The sequence below is a fragment of the Streptomyces tubercidicus genome, assembly GCF_027497495.1.
Classification (GTDB): domain Bacteria; phylum Actinomycetota; class Actinomycetes; order Streptomycetales; family Streptomycetaceae; genus Streptomyces; species Streptomyces tubercidicus.
Genome location: NZ_CP114205.1, coordinates 1,070,572 through 1,092,319 on the forward strand (window position 1 = coordinate 1,070,572; position 21,748 = coordinate 1,092,319).

A 21,748-nucleotide genomic window follows, 5' to 3' on the forward strand; every position below is an offset into this window, starting at 1 on the left:
CGGTGGCTCAGCTGTTGAGGCTGGTGTGGTTCCACCAGCCCTGGCGGCCGACGGTGAAGTCGACGACCGGACCGGACCCGTCGATCTTGCCCTGGTACTGCTGCCCCTTCTTCAGCGGGCTCTCGATCAGCTTGTCGTGGGCGTCCCTGATCGAGTCGATGACGAGGGTCGGGACCTTCTTCAGCAGCGCCGGGTCGATCGGCTGCCCGGGGGTGACGGTGATGGCCTCGTCCCAGTTGGGGCGCTCCGCGAGCTGGTGGGCCATGTGGACCTCGTCGCCTTCGCCGAACACCAGGTAGGTGAGGTATTCGGGGTAGGGCAGATTGCCCAGCTTGCGGAAGGAGAGCACGTTCTCCGGCTTGCAGTCCACGATGGTCTCGGCCGTGGTCATCTGCTGGAAGTCGCGGCTGCCGTCGGGCTTCACGACCACCCGCTCCAGATGGACCCCGAACTCCTTGCCCTGCTGGAGCTCGGGGAGTTCGAAGTGGTGCGGGCAGCGCAGGGAGTAGAAGACCCGCTGGCTCTCGTGCTGCGCCAGATCCTTCAGGTACATGTCCCGCAGTTCGCCGTTGTCCCTGATGGAGAAGTTGAAGACCGCCTGGTAGTTGTGGCCGGACTGGGGGTTGTACAGCGCCAGGTGGTAGAAGAACAGCTTCTTCTTGCCCAGCAGCAGGAAGCGGTGGATGTGCTCGTGGGCGGGGGTGGGGGTCATGATGAGTTCTCGCCTTTCGTGGGTGGGGGGTTGTGGTGGAAGCTCCGCTGCCGCCGGGACCAGAAGGGCCGGTCGGGCCAGCGGGTTTCCTGGGCGTGCACGGCGCGGTGGCCGTGCTGGTAGGCGGTACGGGCCGTGGTGACCTTGGCCGCGTAGTCGGACAGAGCCGCCCGGTCGCCGTGCAGCCGGGCGTCGACCGCCTGGCCCGCGCTCAGCCCGGTGTAGAGGGCGGTGAGGATGCCCTGGGAACTGAGCGGGTCGAAGGCCGCGGCGGCGTCCCCGGCGGCCGTCCAGCCGTCGCCGTGCACCCGGTCCAGATGGGCGCTGTGGGCGGCGGCCCGGCGGGGCGGGCGCAGGATGGTGAGCCCGTGCGGGCGGGCCCGGCGGGAGATGTGCCGGGTGGCCAGCAGCCGTTGACGGAACCGCTCGGCACCGCGCGCGGCGGCGACGGGCAGGTCGGGGTCGGTGAAGTAGGCGACCAGCCGCTGCCGGGAGGGCAGCAGCGCGGTGTACCACCAGCCGTCCTGGTCGGACTCGACCAGCGAACGGCCGTCGAGGGGGGTCTGCGGGGCCGGGTCGAGGGTGAGGTGGAGGCCGGTCAGCTGGTCTCCGGTGCGCCGTCGGGCGCCGGAGCGGACGGCGATCGCGGCGCCGCGCCCGGTGGCGTCCACCACCCAGCGGCAGCGCACCGTACGGTCCCCGGCCCGGCCGGCCCGGTCGCGCAGCGCGAGCTGCCAGGTGCCGTCCGACTGCCGGGAGGGGCTCCGTACGGCGGTGTGCTCGGCGACCTCGGCGCCCGCCGCACCGGCGGCGGCGCGCAGTCGGCGGTCGAAGAGCGGACGGTCCAGGTGCCAGCCGTGGCCGTAGGGGTCGTGGAGGAAGTCCACGGCGTGCAGTTCCGGCGAGCCCCAGGCGGACAGGTTGCCGTGGCAGGGCAGATGGCCGCTGCCCAGGACCGGTTCGGCGACGCCGAGGTCGGCGAGCAGCAGCCGGCCCATGGACACCAGCGCCTCACCGGCCTTGGGCGGGCCGGTGCCGGCGTCGGCCAGCAGGACCGTCCGGCCGGCGTGGGCGAGGGTGAGCGCGGCGGCACAGCCGGCCGGGCCACCGCCCGCGACCACGACGTCGTAGGCGGGGGCGGGGCTCACGGGGTGCCGTGGAAGGGGTCGAGCTTCTCCAGGTATCCGGCGGCGATCGACGTCTCGTCCCGGCCGGTTGCCTCCATGACCTCCTGGACGGCCTGTTGGACGAGCATGGCTTCGACGGTCTCGGCCGCGATCTTGCCGGTCCAGACGTCAGCCGCGCCCGCCAGTTGGGGCACGCCCGCCTCGGGCACCTGGATGTTGAGGAGGTTGGCGTCGTCGGGGGCCGGCGGATAGCCGGGCTCGGACTCCACCTGGATGTACCGGGGGAACTTGTTGTCGCCCACGGTGTATTCGTGCGGCTCGACGATGCCGAACTTGTACCAGTCGTCGATCATCTGCCGGCGCTGCTTGTTGAAGTCGGTGCCCTTCAGGCCGCGCAGCCAGACCGCCCGGTGCTCGAAGGCCTTCTCCCTGGCGCTGTCGTCGGAGCCGCTGGGCGGGGTGTTGACGGTCGCGAAGTCGGCCTGCTTGAGCACGTGGTTGGGCATCTGGGCGGGCCAGAAGGTGGGCAGGTAGGGGCTGTAGCGGGGGCCGAGCCCGGACCGTACCTGGTAGCCGGAGCGGCAGCTCGCGGTGTCGCACTGCCAGGGGGCGGCCATCCAGCGGGTGAGGTCACCCGGCCCCTGCGCGTGCAGCGGGCCGTTCTTGCCCAGGGCCTCCTGGACGCTGAGCGCATCTCCGTAGTCGGGTTCCGGGTTCTCCGGTGTGCGGTGCAGGATGCGGAACGGCTCGGAGTACATGGTCTTGTGCCGCATCGGCCAGGTGACCTCGCAGCCCGGGTGGAACGCGTCGGCGGCGCAGTTGTCCAGCGCGGCCCGGTCCAGCAGACCCGGCTGCGCGGTGACCGGCGCCGCGTCCACGTCCGGGTGGCCCTTCCGGGGCGGGCCGGTGGTGAAGCGGCCGTCGGCCCATTGAGCCAGCATCCGGTCCTGCTCGGAGGAAATCTTGATGTGCTGCCGGACGGAGGTGGGTTTGCCGCTGGACATGTTGTCGCCGTAGAGCCACGGCCAGGGCAGCGGGGACGTCCCGTCCCGCCCGTAGTCACGCATGTGGATATAGACCTGGCGGCGGAGTTCCCGGCTGGCCGCGCCCGGGTCGGCGAGCCGCTTGCGCATGGCCGGGTCCAGGAAGTCGTGCGGGCCGGCCCAGCCGAACTGGGTGGCGAAGCCGTGGTTGGTCCACTGGAGCTCACAGAACCGGCTCAGCAGCGGTTCGATGTGTTCCGGGTAGGAGATCTGCTGCACGGCGGGCAGGGTCTGCTCGGTGACGAACACGTCGTAGAGCAGGTCGTAGAGGGTGCGGACGGTCTTCACACCGGGCGCGTAGTGCGGCGGGGCGATCACGGCCCAGGCCGGGCTCGCGGTCTTCGTGACGCCCCCGATGGTGACCTCCGCCGTGACCGGACCGTCGGACACGTCGTCGTACCAGGTGTCGTTGTTCGCGACGCCGGAGATCGGCTTCTCGGGAGTGGCGTAGGAGGCCGACTTGCCGACGCCGCCGACGACCACCAAGCGGCCGTCGTCCTGGGCGGAGATCGATCCCAGGGAGACCGGCTTGTTCATGATCTTCCCGGCGAGGGCGGCGGTCTCGTGCAGGGAGGCGCGGATCTGCTTGCGGCCGGCGTCGATGACGAGCTTCTTCCGGTCGGCTCCCGCGACGTCGAAGTTCCGCCGGCGCAGCTGGGCCTCCGGCAGGCTGCCCGCCTCGGGGATGTCGAGCGGGAGGTGGAACTGGTACCAGGCGGCCTTCTTGTTGGCCAGGTGCACCGACCACTTGATCTCGGTCACCCCCGCCTCGCCCAGCTTGAGTTCCCGGACGGCTTCGCCGGCCTGGTTGTAGCCGTAGACCCGGAACCGGGCGGCCTGCCGGATGACCTTCCCCGCGCTGTCCTTGTACGAGCCGGGCGGCAGCGGCGGCTGGTCCGGGGATTCCGGGCCGATGAAGGGCGGTTTGTCGCTGTTGCCGACCCGGGCTATGCCGATGGCGGGATGGATCTTGACCTGGACTATCTGCGTATCCATCGAGGAGCCTTTCACTGGGCTGGTGTGGCGCCCCCCGACGGCTCAAACGTGGATCAGTCCGGTGTCCGCCGTGACCTCCAGGCATCGCAATGGATGAACGGGTTCACCCTTTCGTGTCGGCGGCCGCGCCCGCTGCCGCCGTACGGAGCGGGCGCGGCGCCGCGGACCGCCCTCGTCAGGCGTCGGCGAGGCCCAGCAGCGCGGGCTTCTCGGCCAGCTCGCGGAAGGCGGCCCGTGGGTCCTGGAGCAGCTTGCGCTCGGTGAGGTCGAGCAGCCCGCAGACGGCGCTCACCTCGGCGGCCACCGTCCCGTCGTCCTTGCGGACGGTCTGCTCGATCCGGAAGGTCTTGCCCTCGCCCCAGACGAAGGCGCAGCTGACCTCGACCTCGTCACCGGCCCGCAGCTCCCGCCGGTAGCGGATGGTGGTCTCGACGGTCACCGGGCCGACCCGGCGGTCCACCATGGTGCTCTGGCGGATGCCGCTCGCCTGGAGCAGCGACCAGCGGGCGTGCTCGGCGTACTGGAGGTAGACGCTCTGGTTGAGATGGCCCTGGGTGTCCGTCTCGTAGCCACGCACGGTGATCCCGACGGTGAACGGCTCCGTCGCGTCCGTACCGGCTGTCTGCTCCGCCGCTTCTGTCACGTGCTTTCTCCCCGCTCCCCGTAGGCGCCGTCCGCCACGCGGGCACCCGGAGCCTCATTGGCCACTGGCTTCACATCGTAGGCGCGGAGGTCAAGAGGCCGGGGAGACGGACGCGTCAGGGGCTGCCCGTCTTGAGCCGCAGGTTCCACTTCGCCAGGGCCTCACCGACCGGCTGGAAGACGGTCAGCGTGGCACCGCCGAAGTTGCCGCAGCTGGCGGCGCCGCCGCCGGAGTGCACGCCCAGGGCCTTCGGGGCGCTGGGCTGGGTGACATACGAGCCGCCCGAATCTCCGGGCGCCGAGCAGGCGTTGGTGAACGACAGGCCCTCGATGACCGTGTTGCCGTAGTCCACGGTCTGGTCGACCCGGGTGATCTCCCCGCAGTGCCAGCCGCTGCTCTGCCCGGAGCGGCACATCGACATGCCGACCAGGCCCTCCTGCTCGCCGGTGACGGTGACCGGCGTACCGCCCTGCCCGGCCACGTTCGAGCTGACCGTCCAGTCCGGCTGGTCGACCCCGACCAGCCCGAAGTCCCCCTCGCGTCCGTTGACGCTGTGTCCGCCGCCCTGGTTGGAGGTCCCCATCCGGCTGCCGTCCTTGCCGAACGCGGCCTGATCGGCAGTGAGCGTGCAGTGACCGGCCGTCAGAAAGCCCTGGAAACTGCCCGGTCCGGTCACCGGGAAGCCGATGGAGCAGATGCCCTCGGCGCCGGGCATCCACCGTTCGCCGCCCACCACCGTGCCGCCCTGCTGACGCGGCGTCTGGTCGCTGCGCTCGACGGTGACGGGGATCTTCGAGCGCGCCCCCATCGCGCGGACGGACCTCTCGAAGGCGGCGGTCCGGACGGTGTGCCGGGTGCGGTCGACGCGCACCACCACACCGTTGGCCCGCTCGTCCACACCCCAGCCGGTCACGCCGGGCACCCCGTCACCGGCCCGGCCGGTGATCTGCCGCATCAGGGCCGTGAGCGCGGCGCGGCTGTGCGGCACCGCCTTGGGGACCGCCCCGGCGGCCCGTACCCGCTGTGCGTCGGCGGCGCCGGTGACCGCGACGACGAGCTTGCCGGTGGTCCGGTCGAACCACATACCGGCGGGCGGGGCGCTCAGCGTCCGGCGCACGGCCGCCGCGGCGCGGTGTGCTTCGGTCTCCTGCGCGAGCCGGGTCCGCACCTGCACCGCGTTCAGCCCGAGGTCCCGGCGCATCGCGTCGAGCATGCCGCGGGGCGAGGGCTGGGGCCCGGGATCGGGCCGGGGCACGCCGTGCGCCGGGCTGAACGGGCCGGCCGCCGCCACGACGGTGGCGACGACCGCGCCCCAGAGAGCTGCCTTGCGAAAGCGGCGTTCCATCGGGGATCTCCTCGCGGTGTCGAGTACACGTCGGATCCGATGTGGTGCCCGCCGGATCCGATGGGGTGAGCGTGCTCGACACCGGGGCGTGCGGCATGAGGGGAGGTCCCGGCATCATGACCGGGTGTCCCGTGAACCCGGCCGTCAAGTCCCCACCGCCCACGGCACGGTGGCGTTCTCGCGGCTCCCGGAGGAGCTGCGCAATGTGACCTACTCGGGTGCCCGCCATCCGGGAGCGGCGACACCTGAATGCCCGTCATACGCGGCGGACGGGACGGCCGGTGCCTCCGGCCACCCCGCCCCGGGCCCCTTCGCCGACCTGGCCCGGGGCGCGAACTGCCAGCTGTACGCCTACGCCGTACTGCGCCACTTCGGCCTGCTGATACCGCCGTTGCGCTCCGCGGAACTCTGGGCCGACACACGGGCGACCCACCGGGTGGACCGCCCGCGACCGCTGGATCTGGTGCTGTTCGACGGCGGTCCCGCCGAGGGCCGCCCACCGGGCTACGGCGCGCATGTGGGCGTCCATCTGGGCCCCGACCAGGTGCTGCATCTGTGCCGGGAGGCCGGCCGGCCCGCCGTTTGGCGCTCTGCGGACTTCGCGGCGCGGCCGCGCTACCGGCGCTTCCTCGGCGTCAAACGGGCCGGGCGACCCCAGGAACGCTGAGCGCTCAGAAGCCTCCGCCGTCGAAACCGCCACCGCCGCCGAAGCCACCGCCGTCCCCGAAGCCGCCCCCGTCGCCGAAGCCGCCCCCGAAGTCGCCGGAGTTGAAGTCGGATCCGGAGTAGTCACCGCCGGCGGCGCCCGCATCGCCGAAGTCGGCGCCGTAGGCGGCGGACGACCACATCACATTGCCGAGCAGCGTGCCGACCAGGAGGCCGGGCAGCAGGCCGCCGCCGAAGTAGCCGCCGGCCCAGGGGCCGTAGGCCGGGCCCGCGTCCCAGTAGGGGCGGTCGCCCTCCGGGGTCCGGACCGTACGGGCCAGCGGCTCCCGCCCGTCGTCCATACGGGCCTTGTCGGCGGCGCAGACCGGGACGGTGCGCTCGGCGCCGCCCGCCGGTGCCCAGCCGACATCCACGACGGACGGGCCGTGCCGGGGGTCGAAGAAGCAGGGCAGCCGGCGCTCGGGCAGCGGCTCGCCCTCCCGTCGTGCGGCGAGGGTGGCCAGCGAGAACCGGCCGTCCTCCAGGGCCTTGGTCACCGCCTGCACCTCTCCGGGGTGCTGGGCCGCCGCCATCGCCGACTTGGCGTTCTCGTAGGAATCCAGCGCATGGCTGTAGTCGGCGCGCATCGCGTCGTCGGCACCGGGCTCACCGGGGTTGAAGTCGAGGCGGTCCAGCTCCTCGCCGAAGGCGGTGATGTCCTCGTCGACGACGATCCGCAGATCCTCCAGCGCGGCCCGCTCCTCCTCGATCCGCCTTCTGCGGTTGCGGCGGGCGATCGCATAGGCGCCGCCGCCTCCGACGACCACCAGCACCCCGAGCCCGATGGCCGTGCCGGTGCCGAAGCCGCTGTCGCCCACGCCGCTCCAGGAGGAGGGGGCCTGGCCGTGTGCGGACCGTGCCGCCGTGTCGACGAAGCTGTTCAGGCGCTCATTGACGGTCGGGTAGTCGGAACTCTTGACCGATCCGACGAGGTTCTGCACCGAGCTGCGCGTCATCACCCGTGGGTCGGCGCCCGCGTTGAAGCCGTTGCCGAGCTCGACGGCGTAGACGCCGCTGATGCCGACCTTGGTGCGCAGGTCCCGCAGCAGCGTGCCGGGCTGGTACTCGGCGGCCCGCGGCAGCACGGCGACGAAAATGGGCTTGTCCGCGTCCTTGATTTTCTTGGCCAGCGCATCCGCCTGGGCGTCGGAGAACTCATGCGCGGCGCGCGGGTCGACATAGACCGGGCCCTTCTCCAGGGCCGCCGCGGCTTCATCGAGCCCCCCTGCGGCACGGGCACCCGGTGCCAACGCGGCGGCCACCGCGAGCAGCGCGGCCACCAGCAGAAGGACTGGTCCGATCAGCGCACGACGAGTTGCGGTCTTCATGTGTTCGACGCTACCCGAACCACACTTTCCAGACATCACCGGAGCCGGGATCAATTCGGTCCCGAGCGGTGGATTCTCCCTTGCGTCGAGGGGTCTGTCGCGCCGGGGATGTCCATCCAGGTGATCGCTCAGCGCGTCGTTTTTGATGCGCAGAGTGCCGGGGATGTTCGGCTCGCCCCTCCCCCCGAGGAAACGAGGAGACGATGTGCAGGGCCACCTCGATGGCCACCAATCTGGCCGTCGCCGTCGCCACCACCGCCGTCGGCTGCATGCTGGTGATCTCGCTGACGCCGTCCCGCCCGGACACCGGGAAGAGTGGTCCGGCGGCCGGCCGGGCGATGGCCGCCACATCCGGCCATGCGGGGTCGGCCGCGCGGGCCGCCACCTCCGCCCTCGGCGCGGCCGCCGCCAGTGCCGACCCCGAGGAGTTCGCCTCGCCCCCGACGGGGCGGATCGAGGTGACCGCGCCCGAGCCCGGCGTCGACTACAAGGCGAACGGCAGTTTCGCGGTGGCCTGGAAGAACACCACGGGCGAGGAGGTGGACGTCTGGCTGCGGACGGCGACGGGCCACGGCGAGTCGGAGCGGGTGGCGCTGGTGGCGACCCGGGTCGATGCCGGGCGGACCGGTGAGGCGCTGGTGACGCTGCCCCGGGTGCCGCCGGGCCCCCGCTACTTCCTGGAGGTGGCCACGGCCGGCGATGGCGCGGTCCGCGACTTCACCCGGACCTTCGCCATCACCAACTGACCGGCGGCCGGCGGCCATACCGGCCCACGGCCGCTCGGACCTCGCCCAGGGACAGGCCCTACGGCGCGGCGATCCCGACCAACCCCGCCAGGGCCTCCCGGTGGCGCCCCGGCGACCCGAGGGCGAGCTCATCGCTCTTGGCCCGCTTGAGGAACAGATGCGCCGGATGCTCCCAGGTCATGCCGATCCCGCCGTGCAGCTGGACGCATTCCTGCGCGGCACGTACCGCCACCGGCGCGCAGTACGCCTGGGCGACGGCCACCGCCACCGGGGCGTCGGGGCTGTCGGTGGCCAGGGCGTCGGCGGCGTTACGGGCGGCGGCGCGGGCCGAGGCCACCTCCAGCCAGAGGGCGGCCATCCGGTGCTTGAGCGCCTGGAACGAGCCGACGGGGCGGCCGAACTGGGTGCGCTCGGCGGTGTGCCGCACGGTTTCGGTCAGACACCATTCGGCGACGCCCAGCTGCTCCGAGGCGAGCAGTCCGGCCCCGGCGAGCAGGGCCCGGTCGACGGCGGCGCGGGCGCGGTCCCCGACGGCCAGCAGGCGCCCGTGGGCACCGTCGAAGGTGAGGTGGCCCAGGGGGCGGGTGAGGTCGAGCGGGGTGACGGTGTCGGTGCGCACCCCGGCCGCCGAGGCGTCCACCGCGTAGAGGGCGGGGCCGTCGGGTCCCTCCGCCGGGACGAGCAGCAGCCCGGCCGCGGCGGCATCGGCGACCGAGGTCACCCGGCCGGTCAGGGCGCCGTTCGCATCGGCCCGTACGGACACAGGACCGGACGGCCCGCCAGGAGCGGTGGTCAGCGGGACCGCGAGCACACCGACGGTGCGTCCCTCGGCGAGCGCGGCGAGCGGCGCGGCGGTGTCCGCCCGGTCGTGATCGCAGCCCAGCAGGGCGGTCACCGCGAGGACCGCGCTGGTCAGATAGGGGACGGGCGCGACGGAGCGGCCGAGCTCCTCCAGCACGACGGCGGCCTCGCGGGCCGTAGCCCCCGCTCCACCGAGCTTCTCGGGCACCAGCAGGCCGGCGGTGCCGATCTCCGTGGCGAGGGAGTGCCACAGCCCGGTGTCGTAGGCGGCCTGCGACTCCAGACCGGCGAGCACGGTGGCCGGATCGCCGCGGTCGGCGAGGAGCGCCCGTACGGCGGCGCGCAGTGCGTCCTCGTCCTCGGAGTACAGGAGGTCGGGGTCGGGCGCCGTGGCGCCGGGCGGGGTGGTCGCGTCGGTCATCGGGGGAGGTCCTTCCACGCGACGTCCTTGTCGGTGCGCGGCTCGGGCGGCAGCCCCAGCACACGTTCGGCGACGATGTTGAGCAGCACTTCCGAGGTGCCCCCTTCGATGGAGTTCCCCTTGGCGCGCAGATAGCGGTAGCCCGCCTCACGGCCGGTGAAGTCGACCCGGTCGGGGCGGCGCATCGTCCAGTCGTCGTACGTCAGCCCGTCCTCGGCGAGGAACTCCACCTCCCAGCCGCTGATTTCCTGGGCGAGCCGGGCGAAGGCCAGCTTCATCCCGCTGCCCTCGGGGCCGGGCTGGCCCATGGTCAACTGCTGGCGCAGCCGCTCGCCGGTGAGGCGGGCGACCTCGGCCTCCACCCACAGCTTCAGCAGCCGCTGATGCAGATCGTGGGTGCGCAGTTCGGGGCGGGCGCGCCAGTCTGCGGCGGCGATGCCGATCATGCCGCCCTCACGGGGGATAGGGGCGCCGCCGATGGCGACCCGCTCGTTCATCAGCGTGGTCTGGGCGACCTTCCAGCCCTCGCCGACCGCGCCGAGGCGCTGGGTGTCGGGGATCCGGACGCCGGTGAGAAAGACCTCGTTGAACTCGGCCTCGCCGGTGATCTGCCGCAGCGGACGCACCTCGACGCCGGGATCGGTCATATCGCAGACGAAGTAGCTGATGCCGCGGTGTTTGGGCACCTCGGGGTCGGTGCGGGCGATCAGGATCGCCCAGCGGGCCAGATGCGCGCTGGACGTCCAGACCTTCTGCCCGTCGACGATCCAGGTGTCCCCGTCCCGGACCGCGCGGGTCGCCAGCGCCGCCAGGTCGGAGCCGGCACCGGGCTCGCTGAACAGCTGGCACCACACCTCCTCGCCGGTCCACAGGGGGCGCAGCAGGCGCTGCTTCTGCTCGTCGGTGCCGAAGCGCAGGATCGTGGGCGCGGCCATGCCGAGGCCGATCCCGATGCGGCCGGGGTCGTTGTCAGGGGCCCCGGCGTCCTCCAGTTCCGCGTCGACGACCGCTTGCAGGGCGCGCGGGGCGTCCAGTCCGCCGAGCCCTTCGGGGAAGTGGACCCAGGCCAGTCCGGCGTCGAAGCGGGCACGCAGGAATTCCAGCCGGTCCGTACTGGCGGGAGGATGGGCGGCGAGCAGCTCGGCGGTGCGCCGGCGCAGGTCGTCGGCGTCGGTCATCGGGCCTCCTCCGCTCCGGGGACCACCACGAGCCGGCCGACGGAGGTGCCGTCGGCGACCCGCTGGACGGCGTCGGCGGCGTCCGCCAGCGGGACCCGCCCGCCGATCAGCGGCTTGATGACGCCCTGCGCGGCGAGCTTGGTGAGCTCCTCGTGGCAGGCGTCGACGGCGGCGGGGTCCTTGGTGTTGTACAGGCCCCAGTGGAGGCCCAGGATCGCGTAGTTCTTCACCAGCGCGTGGTTGAGGGCGGGGGTGGGGATGGCGCCACCGGCGAAGCCGACGACGACGATCCGGCCCTCGAAGGCGATGCACTTGACGGACTTGGCGTACGCCTCACCGCCCACCGGGTCGTAGACCACGTCCGCGCCGCGCCCGCCGGTGGCGTCCTTCACGGCGGCGACGAGATCGTCGGTGCGCCGGTCGAGGACCACATCGCAGCCCAGTTCGCGGGCGATACGGGCCTTGTCCGCGCCGCCCACCACGCCGATGACGGTGGCGCCGGCGGCCTTGCCGAGCTGTACGGCGGCGCTGCCGACCCCGCCCGCAGCGGCGTGCACGAGCAGCGTCTCGCCCGCCTGGAGACGGGCCCGGCGGTGCAGTCCGAACCAGCCGGTCTGGTAGCCGATGTGCAGCGCGGCGGCCTCGGCGTCGTCCAGGGCCTCGGGGGCCGGGCGTACCGTCGCCGCGTCGACGACCGCGAGTTCGGCGAAGCCGCCGTCCGGCAGCGGCGGCTGGGCCAGCACCCGCGCCCCGGTCTCACCGGCCGCCCCCTCCCCCACGGCGAGCACCTCACCGCAGATCTCCACGCCCGGTGTGAACGGCAGCGGAGGCCGCACCTGGTACTGGCCGCGGCACAGCAGCGCGTCCGGGAAGTTGACGTTGGCGGCCCGCACCCGCAGCAGCAGCTGCCCCGGCCCCGGCTGCGGGTCCGGCACCTCCTCCAGCCGCATCACCGCTCGCGGCTCACCGTTCGCGTGTACGCGCCATGCCTTCACCGGGTGCCTCCACAGACTTGGGTACGCGGGTGGGCGGAGGGCGCACCGGCCCCCTCGCCAGCGACATACTAAGCGGTCGGTATCCGCCTGGGAACAGTCTCCGCCGGACCACTTCACGGGCCCGGTAACGCCCCCGGGACAGCACACCCGGCCCGCGCCGCGGCTACGCCTCGCGGAGCGCCGCCCAGAAGCCCGGGTCCTCGAATCCGAGCGCCCAGAGGCCGGTGCCCCGCACCCCGTACTTCCTCAGCAGCGGCAACTGTGCGCGGACCCCGCGGGCGTCCTGGTACCAGACCTCGTGCTCCTCGCCGTCCTTGCGATAGGTGAAGTGCGGGGTGCCGGAGACCTCGTCGAAGAGGTAGTCCGCGTCCTCCCGCTCGCGCAGCGCCTCGGCCTCTTTCCAGGTCAGATGGGCCGCATGCCCGGTGACGCCGCTGATCCAGTCCCAGCCGTAACCCGGGAAGGCCACCTCGATCTTGTGCCGGGGGACGGTGTCGGTGGCGTAGCGCAGAAACTCGTCGTACCAGTCCCTGGCGGAGAGCGGGCCGGCCTCGCCGCCCGACCAGTGCAGGTCGTAGCCCATGATGCGGAACCGGTCGACGATCCCGCCGAGCCGCTCGTAGTCGAAGGCCCGGCCGCTGCCGCGGACCCGGGCCAGCACGGTGACCACACACTGCTTGTCCCGGTCGTGCAGCCGGGCGCAGAGCTCCTTGACGAGTGCGTTGTAGCCGGTCCGCACCCGGTCGCGGTCCTCCTGGTCCCCGGTGAGGGCCATCGCCTCGTAGTCCAGGTCGAGTCCGTCGTAGGACCGGCTCTCGACGAGGTCCAGCAGCGTGTCGACATGGTCCCGTCGCCGCTGCGGATCGTGCATCATCTCGGCCATCGCCACGGCACCGAGGGTCTCGGTCACGGTGGGCACGACATCGATCCCGGCGTCGTGCAACCCGTCGATGATGTCGCGCCGTCCGGCGCCCGTGTGCCCCTTGACGATGGTGTCGTCGGAGGTCTCGTACCAGAAGGGGCTGACGGTGTGCAGCTGGGAGGCGTGTCGCAGGGCGTCGCGGTAGGCGGCGTCGACATCGCCCCAGTAGGGCAGCCAGGCCGAGCCGGTCCGCCCCGCACTCCTCGGGTCCCCGGCCGCTCCGGCCGCCGGGGCCCAGAGCCCGGTGAGCAGCAACGCCACGGTCACCACTAGCGCAAGCCCGGTGCGTGCCCGGGTTCCTGATGCATGATCATGATCCATTTCCCGAGCGCTACCCGGTTCCGTTGCTGACGTAGCGTCAGTTCGGCCGAACGGGCGCGAGCGGGGCGGGCGGAGTCCGGCGTCGGACGGTGATCCGGCGGCCCCTGGACGCTACGTACGCCCTGCCCGCTGCTGGGCGTCCCGCAGGGCCTCGGACGGGGTGGCCCAGCGCGCCCTGATCACCCGGAAGCCGGCCTTCTCGCAGGCGTCACAGACGAGTTCATCGTCGTCGACGACATGGCGGATCTCCCGGTCGCGGGCGATCCGGCGCAGGATCTCCAGCTTGGTGTGCCGCGCCGGGCGGCGGTCACTGTTGGGGCGCATCCACAACTTTCCCTCCGGAAGGCCGTGTTGGGCGAGCCAGGCCACGGTGTCCCGGCGGCAGCGCTCCGGACGGCCCGTCAGATAGACGACCTCGCAGTCCTCGGTGCTGCGCAGCGCCAGGGCCACGCCCTCGGGGAGGGGAGGGTCCTCGGTGGCCGCCGCGAAGAAGGCCCGCCAGTCGCGCGGGGTGCGCTGCAGCAGATGCTGGCGGTGACCGGCGTCGGCGAGCGTGCCGTCCAGGTCGAAGACAGCCAGGGGGCGCGTCGTCATGCCGTTGTCGTCCTCTTCCGTCGCTGCCGTTCGCCGGGCTCCCCGGGCTCCCGGGACTCCCCGGGCCATGCCACCGCGATCCGGCCGGATTCGATTCCCTGTGCGAGGGAGAGTCGATCGTATGCGATGTCGGCACAGGTCGCGGTGTCCATCCGCAGCCGGAGGTCGGGGTGCTCGGCCGGGCCGTCCGCATAGCCGGGCCCGACCTCCGGGCCGCCGGCGCTGTCCGGCCCGTCGCCGCCGCGGACGACTCCGCCGCCACCGAGCACGACATGGAACTCCCCCTCGTCGAGGGCGATATCGATCACGTCGGCCCCATCCCCGAAGTGCCGGGCCAGCCGCGCCATCAGCGGAACCGCGAACCAGTGGGCCCGCACCGCATCCGTCGGGCGCCGCTCGCCGAGGGCGGGGGCGCCCCAGTCGGCGAGGGCGGTGAGCGCGGGCAGCAGTGCGCGGCCGCGGTCGGTGAGGTCGTAGACGAAGGCGACTCCGGGCGGGGCGAGCCGGCGGCGGGTGACCAGGCCGTCCCGTTCCATGTCCTTGAGGCGGGAGGCGAGCATGTCGGTGCTGACGCCCGGCAGGTCGGCATGCAGATCGGTGTAGCGCCGGGGGCCGCCCAGCAGCTCCCGGACGATCAGGAGCGTCCAGCGGTCGCCGACGGCGTCCAGGGCTCGGGCGACGGCGCAGTACTGGTCATAGCTTCGGCGCGGCATGACACCAGCATAGACAGAGGTTGGACTTTCCAAGTACCGGCTTGGTAAAACCAAGTACGGTGTAACGAGTGCTGCCGCGCCGCGCGGTGAGCGAGGGACCGGGAGGCCACCGCATGCAGTTCAAGCAGTCCAGCAAGATGGCCGACGTCTGCTACGAGATCCGCGGGCCGGTGATCGAGCACGCGGACGCGCTGGAGGAGGCGGGCCACAGCGTGCTGCGGCTGAACACCGGCAATCCGGCGCTGTTCGGCTTCGAGTGCCCCGAAGAGATCCTGCAGGACGTGATGCGCAATCTGTCCCGCGCCCACGGCTACACCGAGTCCCGGGGCATCCTCTCGGCCCGCCGCGCGGTCGCCCAGCACTACCAGGAACGCGGTCTGCCCGATGTCGGCGTCGATGACATCTACCTCGGCAACGGCGTCTCCGAACTCGTCTCGATGGCGGTGCAGGCCCTCCTGGACGACGGCGACGAGGTCCTCATCCCGGCCCCCGACTTCCCGCTCTGGACGGCGGTCACCTCCCTGGCGGGCGGCAAGCCGGTGCACTACCTCTGCGACGAGTCAGCGGACTGGCTGCCGGACCTGGACGACCTCGCCTCGAAGATCACCGACCGGACCCGGGCGATGGTCATCATCAACCCCAACAACCCGACCGGCGCGGTCTACCCGCGCGAGCTGCTCGACGGCATGCTCGACCTCGCCCGGCGCCACGGGCTGATGGTCTTCGCCGACGAGATCTACGACCGGATCCTGTACGACGACGCGGTCCACCACCACGCCGCAGTCCTCGCCCCCGACCTGGTCTGTCTGACCTTCAGCGGACTGTCCAAGTCCTCCCGGGTGGCCGGATTCCGCTCCGGCTGGCTGGTGGTCTCCGGCCCCAAGCAGCACGCCGCCGACTATCTGGAGGGCCTGGGCACCCTCGCCTCCATGCGGCTGTGCCCGAACGCCCCCGCGCAGTACGCCATCCAGGCCGCTCTCGGCGGCCCGCAGAGCATCCAGAACCTGGTCCTGCCGGGCGGCAGGCTGCGCGAGCAGCGCGACCGGGCCTGGGAGCGGCTGAACGAGATCCCTGGCGTCTCCTGCGTCAAGCCCAAGGGCGCGCTCTACGCCTTCCCCCGCCTGGACCCCGCCGTCCACAAGATCCACGACGACGAGAAGTTCGTCCTCGATCTGCTGCTGCGGGAGAAGATCCAGGTCGTCCAGGGCACCGGCTTCAACTGGCCGCGCCCGGATCACTTCCGGATCCTCACCCTCCCGCACGCCGATGAGCTGGACGCGGCGATCAGCCGGATCGGACGCTTCCTGGCGGGCTACCGCCAGTGACGCCGGGCGGCCGGATCGCACCGGCCGCACCGGGCCTGCGGGGCGGCAAACCACACCCCGCCCCGCACTCACTCGAACAGCCGTACCCACTTCCCGGGCCCCGTCCGCCGCCCGCCGACACGCTCCCGGGGCCGGGCGGCGGGCAGGAAGGCCGTCCTGACGCCGAGGAGGCGCCGCGGCCCCGTCCAGGCGTCTCCGGGCCCGGCGGTCCCTCCCGCCCGGTGGCAGCCCGTCCCGCCGTCCGCTGGACGAACGCGCTCTTGAGCGCATCGCCCGCAGCAGATTAGGTGGAGGGCGGCAATGCTGCCGCCACCCCACGAGGGAGAGGGATTCCATGCCCGTACGACCTGCGGTTTTGGAAGCGGAGCTGGAAGCGCACCTGCGCGGAATATGCTTCAAGACGGGCCCCCCGCGCCGTATCGGCGTGGAGATCGAATGGCTGGTCCATGATGCGCGCAACCCTCGATGTCCGGTCGAACCGGCCCGGCTGAAGAGCGCGGCCACCGCCCTGCGCGCGCTCCCCCTGACATCCCTGCTGACCTTCGAACCCGGCGGCCAGCTGGAGCTCAGCTCGCTGCCCGCCACCTCCCTCACCGACTGCATCGAGGCCGTCACCGCCGATCTCGCACGGGTCCGGCCCGCCCTGCTGGCCATGGGCCTGGGCCTGGCCGGCCACGGCCACAATCCGTGGCACCCCCCGCGGCGGGTGCTGACCGATCCCCGCTACAACGCCATGGAGGCGTACTTCGACCGCTGGGGCTCCGCCGGGCGGTCCATGATGTGCGCCACCGCGTCCGTGCAGGTGTGTGTGGACGCGGGCCATGAGGAGCCGGGACCGTTCGGGTACGGCCGGCGCTGGCTGCTGGCCCATCTGCTGGGCGCCGTACTGGCCGCGGCGTTCGCCAACTCGCCGATCAGTGAGGGCTGCCCGACGGGCTACCGCACCACCCGCCAGCTCATCTGGTCCCAGCTCGATCCGGACCGTACGCTCGCCCCTCCCCCGGGCCCGGATCCGCGCACCGCCTGGGCCCGCTATGTCCTGGACGCACCGGTCATGTGCATCCGCTCCGAGGACGGCCACTGGGACGCTCCGGAGGGGCTCACCTTCCGCGAGTGGATCCGTACCGGCGTCCCCAGACCGCCCACCCAGGAGGATCTGGACTACCACGTCACCACCCTCTTCCCGCCCGTACGGCCGCGCGGCCATCTGGAGCTGCGCATGATCGACGCGCAGTCGGGCGACGCCGGCTGGATCGTGCCGCTGGCCGTCACGGCCGCACTGTTCGACGATCCGGAGGCGACCGAGCGGGCGTACCGCATCGTCAAGTCCCTTGCGGAGACCGCCGGTTCGCGCCCCGCGCCGCGCAATCCGCTGTGGCGGCACGCCGCCCGTGCGGCGCTGACCGACCCGGAGCTGCACACCGCCGCGGTGGCCTGTTTCGCCGCCGCGCAGGAAGCCCTGCCGCGCCTCGGTGCCTCCCCCGAGGTGCGCGCGGCGGTCGCGGAGTTCACCGAGCGCTATGTGGCACGCGGCCGCTGCCCCGCGGACGATCATCTCGACGCCCTGTATGCCGCGGAGGGCGATCTCATCGTTGGGAAGGACAGCCAGTGACCCCCGATCCCGAGTTCCTCCGTGAACGCGCGGCCGCTGCGCTGCTCGCCGCCCGCGACCGCACCCACCTGCTGACCACCTGCGTTGAGCATCCCGACCTCGTCGCCCAGCACTCCCCGCTGATGTCCCCGCTCGTCTGGGACCTGGCCCACATAGGCAACCAGGAGGAGCAGTGGCTGCTGCGCACCGTCGGCGGACGTGATGCGCTGCGTCCGGACATCGACTCCGTCTACGACGCCTTCGAGCACCCCCGCGCCGAGCGCCCCTCGCTGCCGCTGCTGGCACCGGACGAGGCACACGGCTATGTCGCCGAGGTCCGCGGCCGGGTGCTGGACGTCCTGGAGAGCACCCCGCTGCACGGCGGTCCGCTGCTCGACTCCGGTTTCGCTTTCGGCATGATCGCGCAGCATGAGCAGCAGCACGACGAGACCATGCTCATCACACATCAGCTTCGTGCGGGTCCCGCTGTGCTCACCGCGCCCGAGCCGCCGCCCGCCCCGGATGACGTGCTGCCCGCCGAAGTCCTGGTCCCCGGCGGCCCGTTCACCATGGGCACCTCCACGGAGCCCTGGGCACTGGACAACGAACGGCCCGCCCATCACCGGCTGGTGCCCGCCTTCCTGATCGACACGACACCGGTCAGCAACGGCGCCTACCAGCGGTTCATCGAGGCCGGCGGTTACGAGGAGCGGCGCTGGTGGACCGCGGCCGGCTGGGCCCTGGTGCAGGAGCACAAGCTGCGCGCCCCGCTCTTCTGGAAGCGCGACGGCGGCCAGTGGCTGCGCCGGAGGTTCGGGGTGACCGAGCCGGTGCCGCCGGACGAGCCGGTGCTGCATGTGAGTTGGTACGAGGCGGACGCCTACGCACGCTGGGCGGGCCGGCGGCTGCCGACCGAGGCCGAGTGGGAGAAGGCCGCCCGCCACGACCCGGCGACCGGGCGGGCCAGGCGCTACCCCTGGGGCGACGAGGACCCCACCCCGGCGCATGCCAACCTCGGCCAGCGGCATCTGCGGCCCGCCGCCATCGGCAGCTACCCGGACGGCCAGTCGCCGCTGGGCGTACGGCAGTTGATCGGCGATGTGTGGGAGTGGACGGCGAGCGACTTCCTGCCGTATCCGGGCTTTGCCGCCTTCCCCTACCGGGAGTACTCGGAGGTGTTCTTCGGCGACGCGCACAAGGTCCTGCGCGGCGGTTCGTTCGCGGTGGACCCGGTCGTCTGCCGGGGCACCTTCCGCAACTGGGACCTGCCGGTCCGGCGGCAGATCTTCTCCGGGTTCCGTACCGCCCGGGACGCCGACCCGATGGCGGTGGACGCATGAGGCCCGCGGCCCGGCGGCGTCAGGAGGCCGGTGCCTGATGTGCCGTCACCTTGCCTATCTGGGGCCGGAGCGGCCCTTCGGCCAGATACTGCTCGCCCCGCCGCACAGCCTCTACCGGCAGTCGTGGGCGCCGCGCCGCCAGCGGCACGGCACGGTCAACGCGGACGGGTTCGGCGTCGGCTGGTACGCGCCGGGCGATCCGGTGCCCGCGCGCTACCGGCGGGCCGGGCCGATCTGGGGCGATGATCTGCTGCCCGATCTGGCGCGGGTGGTGCGCACCGGTGCGCTGCTGGCCGCCGTGCGGGACGCCACGGTGGCCGGGGCGGACGCCGAGGCCGCGGCCGCGCCGTACGCCACCGGCCGCTATCTGTTCAGCCACAACGGCGCGGTGGCCGGCTGGCCGGACGCGCTCGCCCCGCTGGCCGCCGAGCTGCCGCCGGAGGAGCTGCTGCGGCTGCCGGCCCGCTGCGATGCGGCGTTCCTGTGGGCCCTGGTCCTGCACCGGCTGGCGCGCGGCGACGAGCTCGGCGACGCCCTGGCCGGCACCGTCGCGGCGGTCGCCGCGGCCGCGCCAGGCTCCCGGCTCAATCTGCTGCTGACCGATGGCACCACCATCGCCGCCACCACCTGGGGCGACACCCTGTCCTATCTGGCCCTTCCCGAAGGCGGCACGGTCGTCGCCTCCGAACCGTACGACGATTCCCCCCACTGGACCGAGGTCCCGGACCGCACCCTGCTGCGCGCGACCCGGACCGAAGTCCACCTCACCCCGCTCAAGGAGCCCGCGACGTGAGCCCCCTCAGCATCACCCGCACCCTCCCTGCCGACGCCACCGCGGCCGCGCTGCGTGCCGATGTCGCCCAGGGCCTGTCCCGTTCGCCCAAGCAGCTGCCGCCGAAGTGGTTCTACGACGCCCGCGGCAGCGAGCTGTTCGAGGACATCACCAAACTGCCCGACTACTACCCGACCCGGGCCGAGCGGGAGATCCTGCTCACCCGCGCCGATCACATCGCGGCGGCCACCCAGGCCCGGACGCTGATCGAGCTGGGGTCCGGCTCCTCCGACAAGACGCGCCATCTCATCGGCGCGCTGACCGGACTGCACACCTATCTGCCCATCGACGTCAGCGAATCCGCGCTGGCCGCGGCGGGCGAGGCGCTGCTCACCGAGCACCCCGGGCTGACCGTGCACGCGCTGGTCGCCGACTTCCAGCAGGGCATGGAGCTCCCCGCCACGCCCGGCCCGCGGCTGCTCGCCTTCCTCGGCGGCACCATCGGCAATCTGCTCCCCGAGGAGCGCTCCGCGTTCCTGCGCTCCGTGCACGCCATGCTCGCCCCGGGCGATGCCCTGCTGCTCGGCACCGACCTGGTCAAGGACGAGGCCACGCTCGTCACCGCCTATGACGATCCGCAGGGCGTGACGGCGGCGTTCAACAAGAACGTGCTGGAGGTCATCAACCGCGAGCTGGGCGGTGACTTCGACCCCGCGGACTTCGACCATGTCGCCCTGTGGAACGCCGGGCAGGAGTGGATCGAGATGCGGCTGCGGGCCCGTAAGGATCTGACCGTCAAGATTCCCGGAGTGGACCTGGCGGTGACCTTCGCGGCGGGCGAGGAGGTGCGCACCGAGATCTCGGCCAAGTTCCGGCAGGAGGGCGTGCGCGCCGAACTGGCCGCTGCTGGGCTGGAGTTGAAGAACTGGTGGACGGACAGCGCGGACCGCTTCGCACTGTCGCTGTCCTTCCGGGTCTGAACCTCTGCCGCTTCCCGGCCGGCGTGACCTCCGGGTCCGCCGGCTGGGTGCCGCATTCACTTCCGGTGTGGTTCGATGCCCCGACCGCATGTTCGCACCGGACGGCCGGTGCGTGCGCACGCAGACTCGACGGGCAGGGGAAGCGGCATGGGACCGGTGCTGGATCGACGGGGATTCCTCCGGGGGGGCGGCCGGGTTGTCGGCCGCCGGGGTGCTGGCGGGCGTCGGCAGCGGGCAGTTCACCGCCCGCGCCGCGGAACACCGGGCGTCCGCGGTGTCCGTGGCGGACTGGATGGCGGCGCTCGGAGACGACACCCCGGTGCGGCGGCTGACGGTCCCCGGCACCCATAACTCCGGTGCCCGGCACGGCGGCCCCTGGGTGGCCTGCCAGAACACCTCCATCGACGACCAACTCGCCTCCGGCATACGTTTTCTGGACGTCCGCTGCCGGGCCATCGACAACGTCTTCGCCATCCATCACGGCGCCTTCTACCAGGAGCTGATGTTCGGCGATGTGCTCAACGCCTGCCGGGCGTTCCTCCAGGCGCACCCGTCCGAGACGGTGCTGATGCGGGTCAAACAGGAGTACTCGGAGGTGCCCGCCGAGGAGTTCCGCCGGATCTTCTCCATCTATCTGGACGACAAGGGCTACCGGTCGCTGTTCCGTCTGGACGGCGGCCTGCCGACGCTGGGGCAGGCCCGCGGCAGGGTCGTTCTGCTGGCGGACTCCGAGGGGCTGGGCGGCGTCCGTTACGCCGATCCGCAGCTGTTCGACATCCAGGACGACTACATGGCGGAGCCGTTCGGGAAGTACCCGAAGATCGAGGCCCAGTTCCGCAAGGCCGTCACCCAGCCCGGCAAGCTGTTCGTCAACTACGTCAGCACCGCTGCCCTGCTCCCGCCCCGCTCCAATGCGGACCGGCTCAACCCGCAGGTCAAGAAGCTGCTGACGGGCTCGGAGGGGAGCGGCTGGACCGGCCTGGGCGTGGTGCCGATGGACTTCCCGAACGAGGTCGGTCTGGCCGGGACGCTGATCGCGCACAACCTCGCGGGGCGGCGCCTGCGGCGCGCGGCATGAGGACGGCGGCACAGCCCGGCGGCGCCCCTGAAGTCACCCGACCGGCCTAGCGGTCGGCGGCCGGGCGGCGCC

Annotated in this window: 19 protein-coding genes and 1 pseudogene; 8 read left to right on the forward strand and 12 right to left on the reverse strand. The window is 72.4% G+C overall.

Features of this window, described 5'->3' with window-relative positions; all coding sequences use genetic code 11:
* Positions 1–7 precede the first annotated feature (7 nt).
* From STRTU_RS04490 to STRTU_RS04510, 5 genes are all read right to left on the reverse strand, one after another.
* Positions 8–712, reverse strand: coding sequence for a hypothetical protein (locus STRTU_RS04490; protein WP_159742338.1), 705 nt, complete (start codon positions 710–712; stop codon positions 8–10).
* On the reverse strand, positions 709–1,860 hold the full coding sequence (locus STRTU_RS04495) for an FAD-dependent oxidoreductase (protein WP_159742339.1): 1,152 nt from the start codon (positions 1,858–1,860) through the stop codon (positions 709–711). Before STRTU_RS04495 ends, STRTU_RS04490 begins: the two co-directional genes overlap by 4 nt.
* Positions 1,857–3,878: a LodA/GoxA family CTQ-dependent oxidase gene (locus STRTU_RS04500; protein ID WP_159742340.1), complete on the reverse strand. Its 2,022-nt coding sequence runs from the start codon at positions 3,876–3,878 to the stop codon at positions 1,857–1,859. The genes STRTU_RS04495 and STRTU_RS04500 overlap by 4 nt, the downstream gene beginning before the upstream one ends.
* Positions 3,879–4,053: 175 nt before the next feature.
* A complete protein-coding gene (locus STRTU_RS04505; protein ID WP_159742341.1) occupies positions 4,054–4,521 on the reverse strand; it encodes an acyl-CoA thioesterase in 468 nt (155 codons plus the stop codon).
* 115 nt (positions 4,522–4,636) lie between these two features.
* On the reverse strand, positions 4,637–5,866 hold the full coding sequence (locus STRTU_RS04510; RefSeq protein ID WP_159742342.1) for a S1 family peptidase: 1,230 nt from the start codon (positions 5,864–5,866) through the stop codon (positions 4,637–4,639).
* 124 nt (positions 5,867–5,990) lie between these two features.
* On the opposite strand from STRTU_RS04510, the gene STRTU_RS04515 reads away from it, so the two are divergent.
* Entirely contained in the window at positions 5,991–6,533 is a 543-nt protein-coding gene (locus STRTU_RS04515; RefSeq protein ID WP_246240114.1) for a cell wall hydrolase, read from the forward strand.
* A 4-nt stretch (positions 6,534–6,537) separates the two neighbouring features.
* Here STRTU_RS04515 and STRTU_RS04520 read toward each other — a convergent pair whose 3' ends face one another.
* On the reverse strand, positions 6,538–7,899 hold the full coding sequence (locus tag STRTU_RS04520; protein ID WP_159742343.1) for a hypothetical protein: 1,362 nt from the start codon (positions 7,897–7,899) through the stop codon (positions 6,538–6,540).
* A gap of 203 nt (positions 7,900–8,102) precedes the next feature.
* On the opposite strand from STRTU_RS04520, the gene STRTU_RS04525 reads away from it, so the two are divergent.
* Positions 8,103–8,645 carry a Ser-Thr-rich GPI-anchored membrane family protein gene (locus tag STRTU_RS04525; protein WP_246240115.1) on the forward strand — a complete coding sequence of 181 codons (543 nt, stop codon included), beginning with the start codon at positions 8,103–8,105 and terminating at the stop codon, positions 8,643–8,645.
* 58 nt (positions 8,646–8,703) lie between these two features.
* On the opposite strand, the gene STRTU_RS04530 is transcribed toward STRTU_RS04525, so the two are convergent.
* The 6 genes from STRTU_RS04530 to STRTU_RS04555 all read right to left on the reverse strand — a co-directional run bounded on the left by STRTU_RS04530 (position 8,704) and on the right by STRTU_RS04555 (position 14,590).
* Positions 8,704–9,867 (reverse strand): acyl-CoA dehydrogenase family protein, encoded by a 1,164-nt coding sequence (locus tag STRTU_RS04530; protein WP_159742344.1) that lies wholly within the window; start codon positions 9,865–9,867, stop codon positions 8,704–8,706.
* A complete protein-coding gene (locus STRTU_RS04535; protein ID WP_159742345.1) occupies positions 9,864–11,045 on the reverse strand; it encodes an acyl-CoA dehydrogenase family protein in 1,182 nt (393 codons plus the stop codon). The genes STRTU_RS04530 and STRTU_RS04535 overlap by 4 nt, the downstream gene beginning before the upstream one ends.
* Positions 11,042–12,040: an NADPH:quinone oxidoreductase family protein gene (locus STRTU_RS04540; protein ID WP_159742346.1), complete on the reverse strand. Its 999-nt coding sequence runs from the start codon at positions 12,038–12,040 to the stop codon at positions 11,042–11,044. Before STRTU_RS04540 ends, STRTU_RS04535 begins: the two co-directional genes overlap by 4 nt.
* Before the next feature lie 163 nt (positions 12,041–12,203).
* Positions 12,204–13,223 carry a glycosyl hydrolase family 18 protein gene (locus tag STRTU_RS04545; RefSeq protein ID WP_246240116.1) on the reverse strand — a complete coding sequence of 340 codons (1,020 nt, stop codon included), beginning with the start codon at positions 13,221–13,223 and terminating at the stop codon, positions 12,204–12,206.
* Between the two features lie 171 nt (positions 13,224–13,394).
* Positions 13,395–13,877 (reverse strand): phosphatase domain-containing protein, encoded by a 483-nt coding sequence (locus STRTU_RS04550; RefSeq protein WP_159742348.1) that lies wholly within the window; start codon positions 13,875–13,877, stop codon positions 13,395–13,397.
* Positions 13,874–14,590: a winged helix-turn-helix transcriptional regulator gene (locus STRTU_RS04555; RefSeq protein ID WP_159742349.1), complete on the reverse strand. Its 717-nt coding sequence runs from the start codon at positions 14,588–14,590 to the stop codon at positions 13,874–13,876. Before STRTU_RS04555 ends, STRTU_RS04550 begins: the two co-directional genes overlap by 4 nt.
* 113 nt (positions 14,591–14,703) lie before the next feature.
* Here STRTU_RS04555 and STRTU_RS04560 point away from each other — a divergent pair, with 113 nt between their 5' ends.
* The 6 genes and pseudogenes from STRTU_RS04560 to STRTU_RS04585 all read left to right on the forward strand — a co-directional run bounded on the left by STRTU_RS04560 (position 14,704) and on the right by STRTU_RS04585 (position 21,676).
* Complete coding sequence (locus STRTU_RS04560; RefSeq protein WP_159742350.1) at positions 14,704–15,915, forward strand: pyridoxal phosphate-dependent aminotransferase; 1,212 nt, start codon at positions 14,704–14,706, stop codon at positions 15,913–15,915.
* 334 nt (positions 15,916–16,249) lie between these two features.
* Complete coding sequence (gene egtA, locus STRTU_RS04565; RefSeq protein WP_159742351.1) at positions 16,250–17,527, forward strand: ergothioneine biosynthesis glutamate--cysteine ligase EgtA; 1,278 nt, start codon at positions 16,250–16,252, stop codon at positions 17,525–17,527.
* A complete protein-coding gene (egtB, locus tag STRTU_RS04570) occupies positions 17,524–18,846 on the forward strand; it encodes an ergothioneine biosynthesis protein EgtB (RefSeq protein ID WP_159742352.1) in 1,323 nt (440 codons plus the stop codon). Before egtA ends, egtB begins: the two co-directional genes overlap by 4 nt.
* Positions 18,847–18,883: 37 nt before the next feature.
* Positions 18,884–19,639: an ergothioneine biosynthesis protein EgtC gene (gene egtC / locus STRTU_RS04575; protein WP_159742353.1), complete on the forward strand. Its 756-nt coding sequence runs from the start codon at positions 18,884–18,886 to the stop codon at positions 19,637–19,639.
* Positions 19,636–20,598, forward strand: coding sequence for an L-histidine N(alpha)-methyltransferase (egtD, locus tag STRTU_RS04580; protein ID WP_159742354.1), 963 nt, complete (start codon positions 19,636–19,638; stop codon positions 20,596–20,598). The genes egtC and egtD overlap by 4 nt, the downstream gene beginning before the upstream one ends.
* A 147-nt stretch (positions 20,599–20,745) precedes the next feature.
* Positions 20,746–21,676: pseudogene (locus STRTU_RS04585) on the forward strand (phosphatidylinositol-specific phospholipase C).
* The last annotated feature ends 72 nt before the right edge of the window (positions 21,677–21,748 follow it).

Coding starts and splice junctions, on each gene's coding strand:
- STRTU_RS04520 (WP_159742343.1), bottom strand. CDS start 7,899: ATGAAGACCGCAACTCGTCGTGCGCTGATCGGACCAGTCCTTCTGCTG.
- egtA (WP_159742351.1), top strand. CDS start 16,250: ATGCCCGTACGACCTGCGGTTTTGGAAGCGGAGCTGGAAGCGCACCTG.
- STRTU_RS04530 (WP_159742344.1), bottom strand. CDS start 9,867: ATGACCGACGCGACCACCCCGCCCGGCGCCACGGCGCCCGACCCCGAC.
- STRTU_RS04500 (WP_159742340.1), bottom strand. CDS start 3,878: ATGGATACGCAGATAGTCCAGGTCAAGATCCATCCCGCCATCGGCATA.
- STRTU_RS04510 (WP_159742342.1), bottom strand. CDS start 5,866: ATGGAACGCCGCTTTCGCAAGGCAGCTCTCTGGGGCGCGGTCGTCGCC.
- STRTU_RS04490 (WP_159742338.1), bottom strand. CDS start 712: ATGACCCCCACCCCCGCCCACGAGCACATCCACCGCTTCCTGCTGCTG.
- STRTU_RS04555 (WP_159742349.1), bottom strand. CDS start 14,590: ATGCCGCGCCGAAGCTATGACCAGTACTGCGCCGTCGCCCGAGCCCTG.
- STRTU_RS04550 (WP_159742348.1), bottom strand. CDS start 13,877: ATGACGACGCGCCCCCTGGCTGTCTTCGACCTGGACGGCACGCTCGCC.
- STRTU_RS04535 (WP_159742345.1), bottom strand. CDS start 11,045: ATGACCGACGCCGACGACCTGCGCCGGCGCACCGCCGAGCTGCTCGCC.
- STRTU_RS04560 (WP_159742350.1), top strand. CDS start 14,704: ATGCAGTTCAAGCAGTCCAGCAAGATGGCCGACGTCTGCTACGAGATC.
- STRTU_RS04525 (WP_246240115.1), top strand. CDS start 8,103: ATGTGCAGGGCCACCTCGATGGCCACCAATCTGGCCGTCGCCGTCGCC.
- egtC (WP_159742353.1), top strand. CDS start 18,884: ATGTGCCGTCACCTTGCCTATCTGGGGCCGGAGCGGCCCTTCGGCCAG.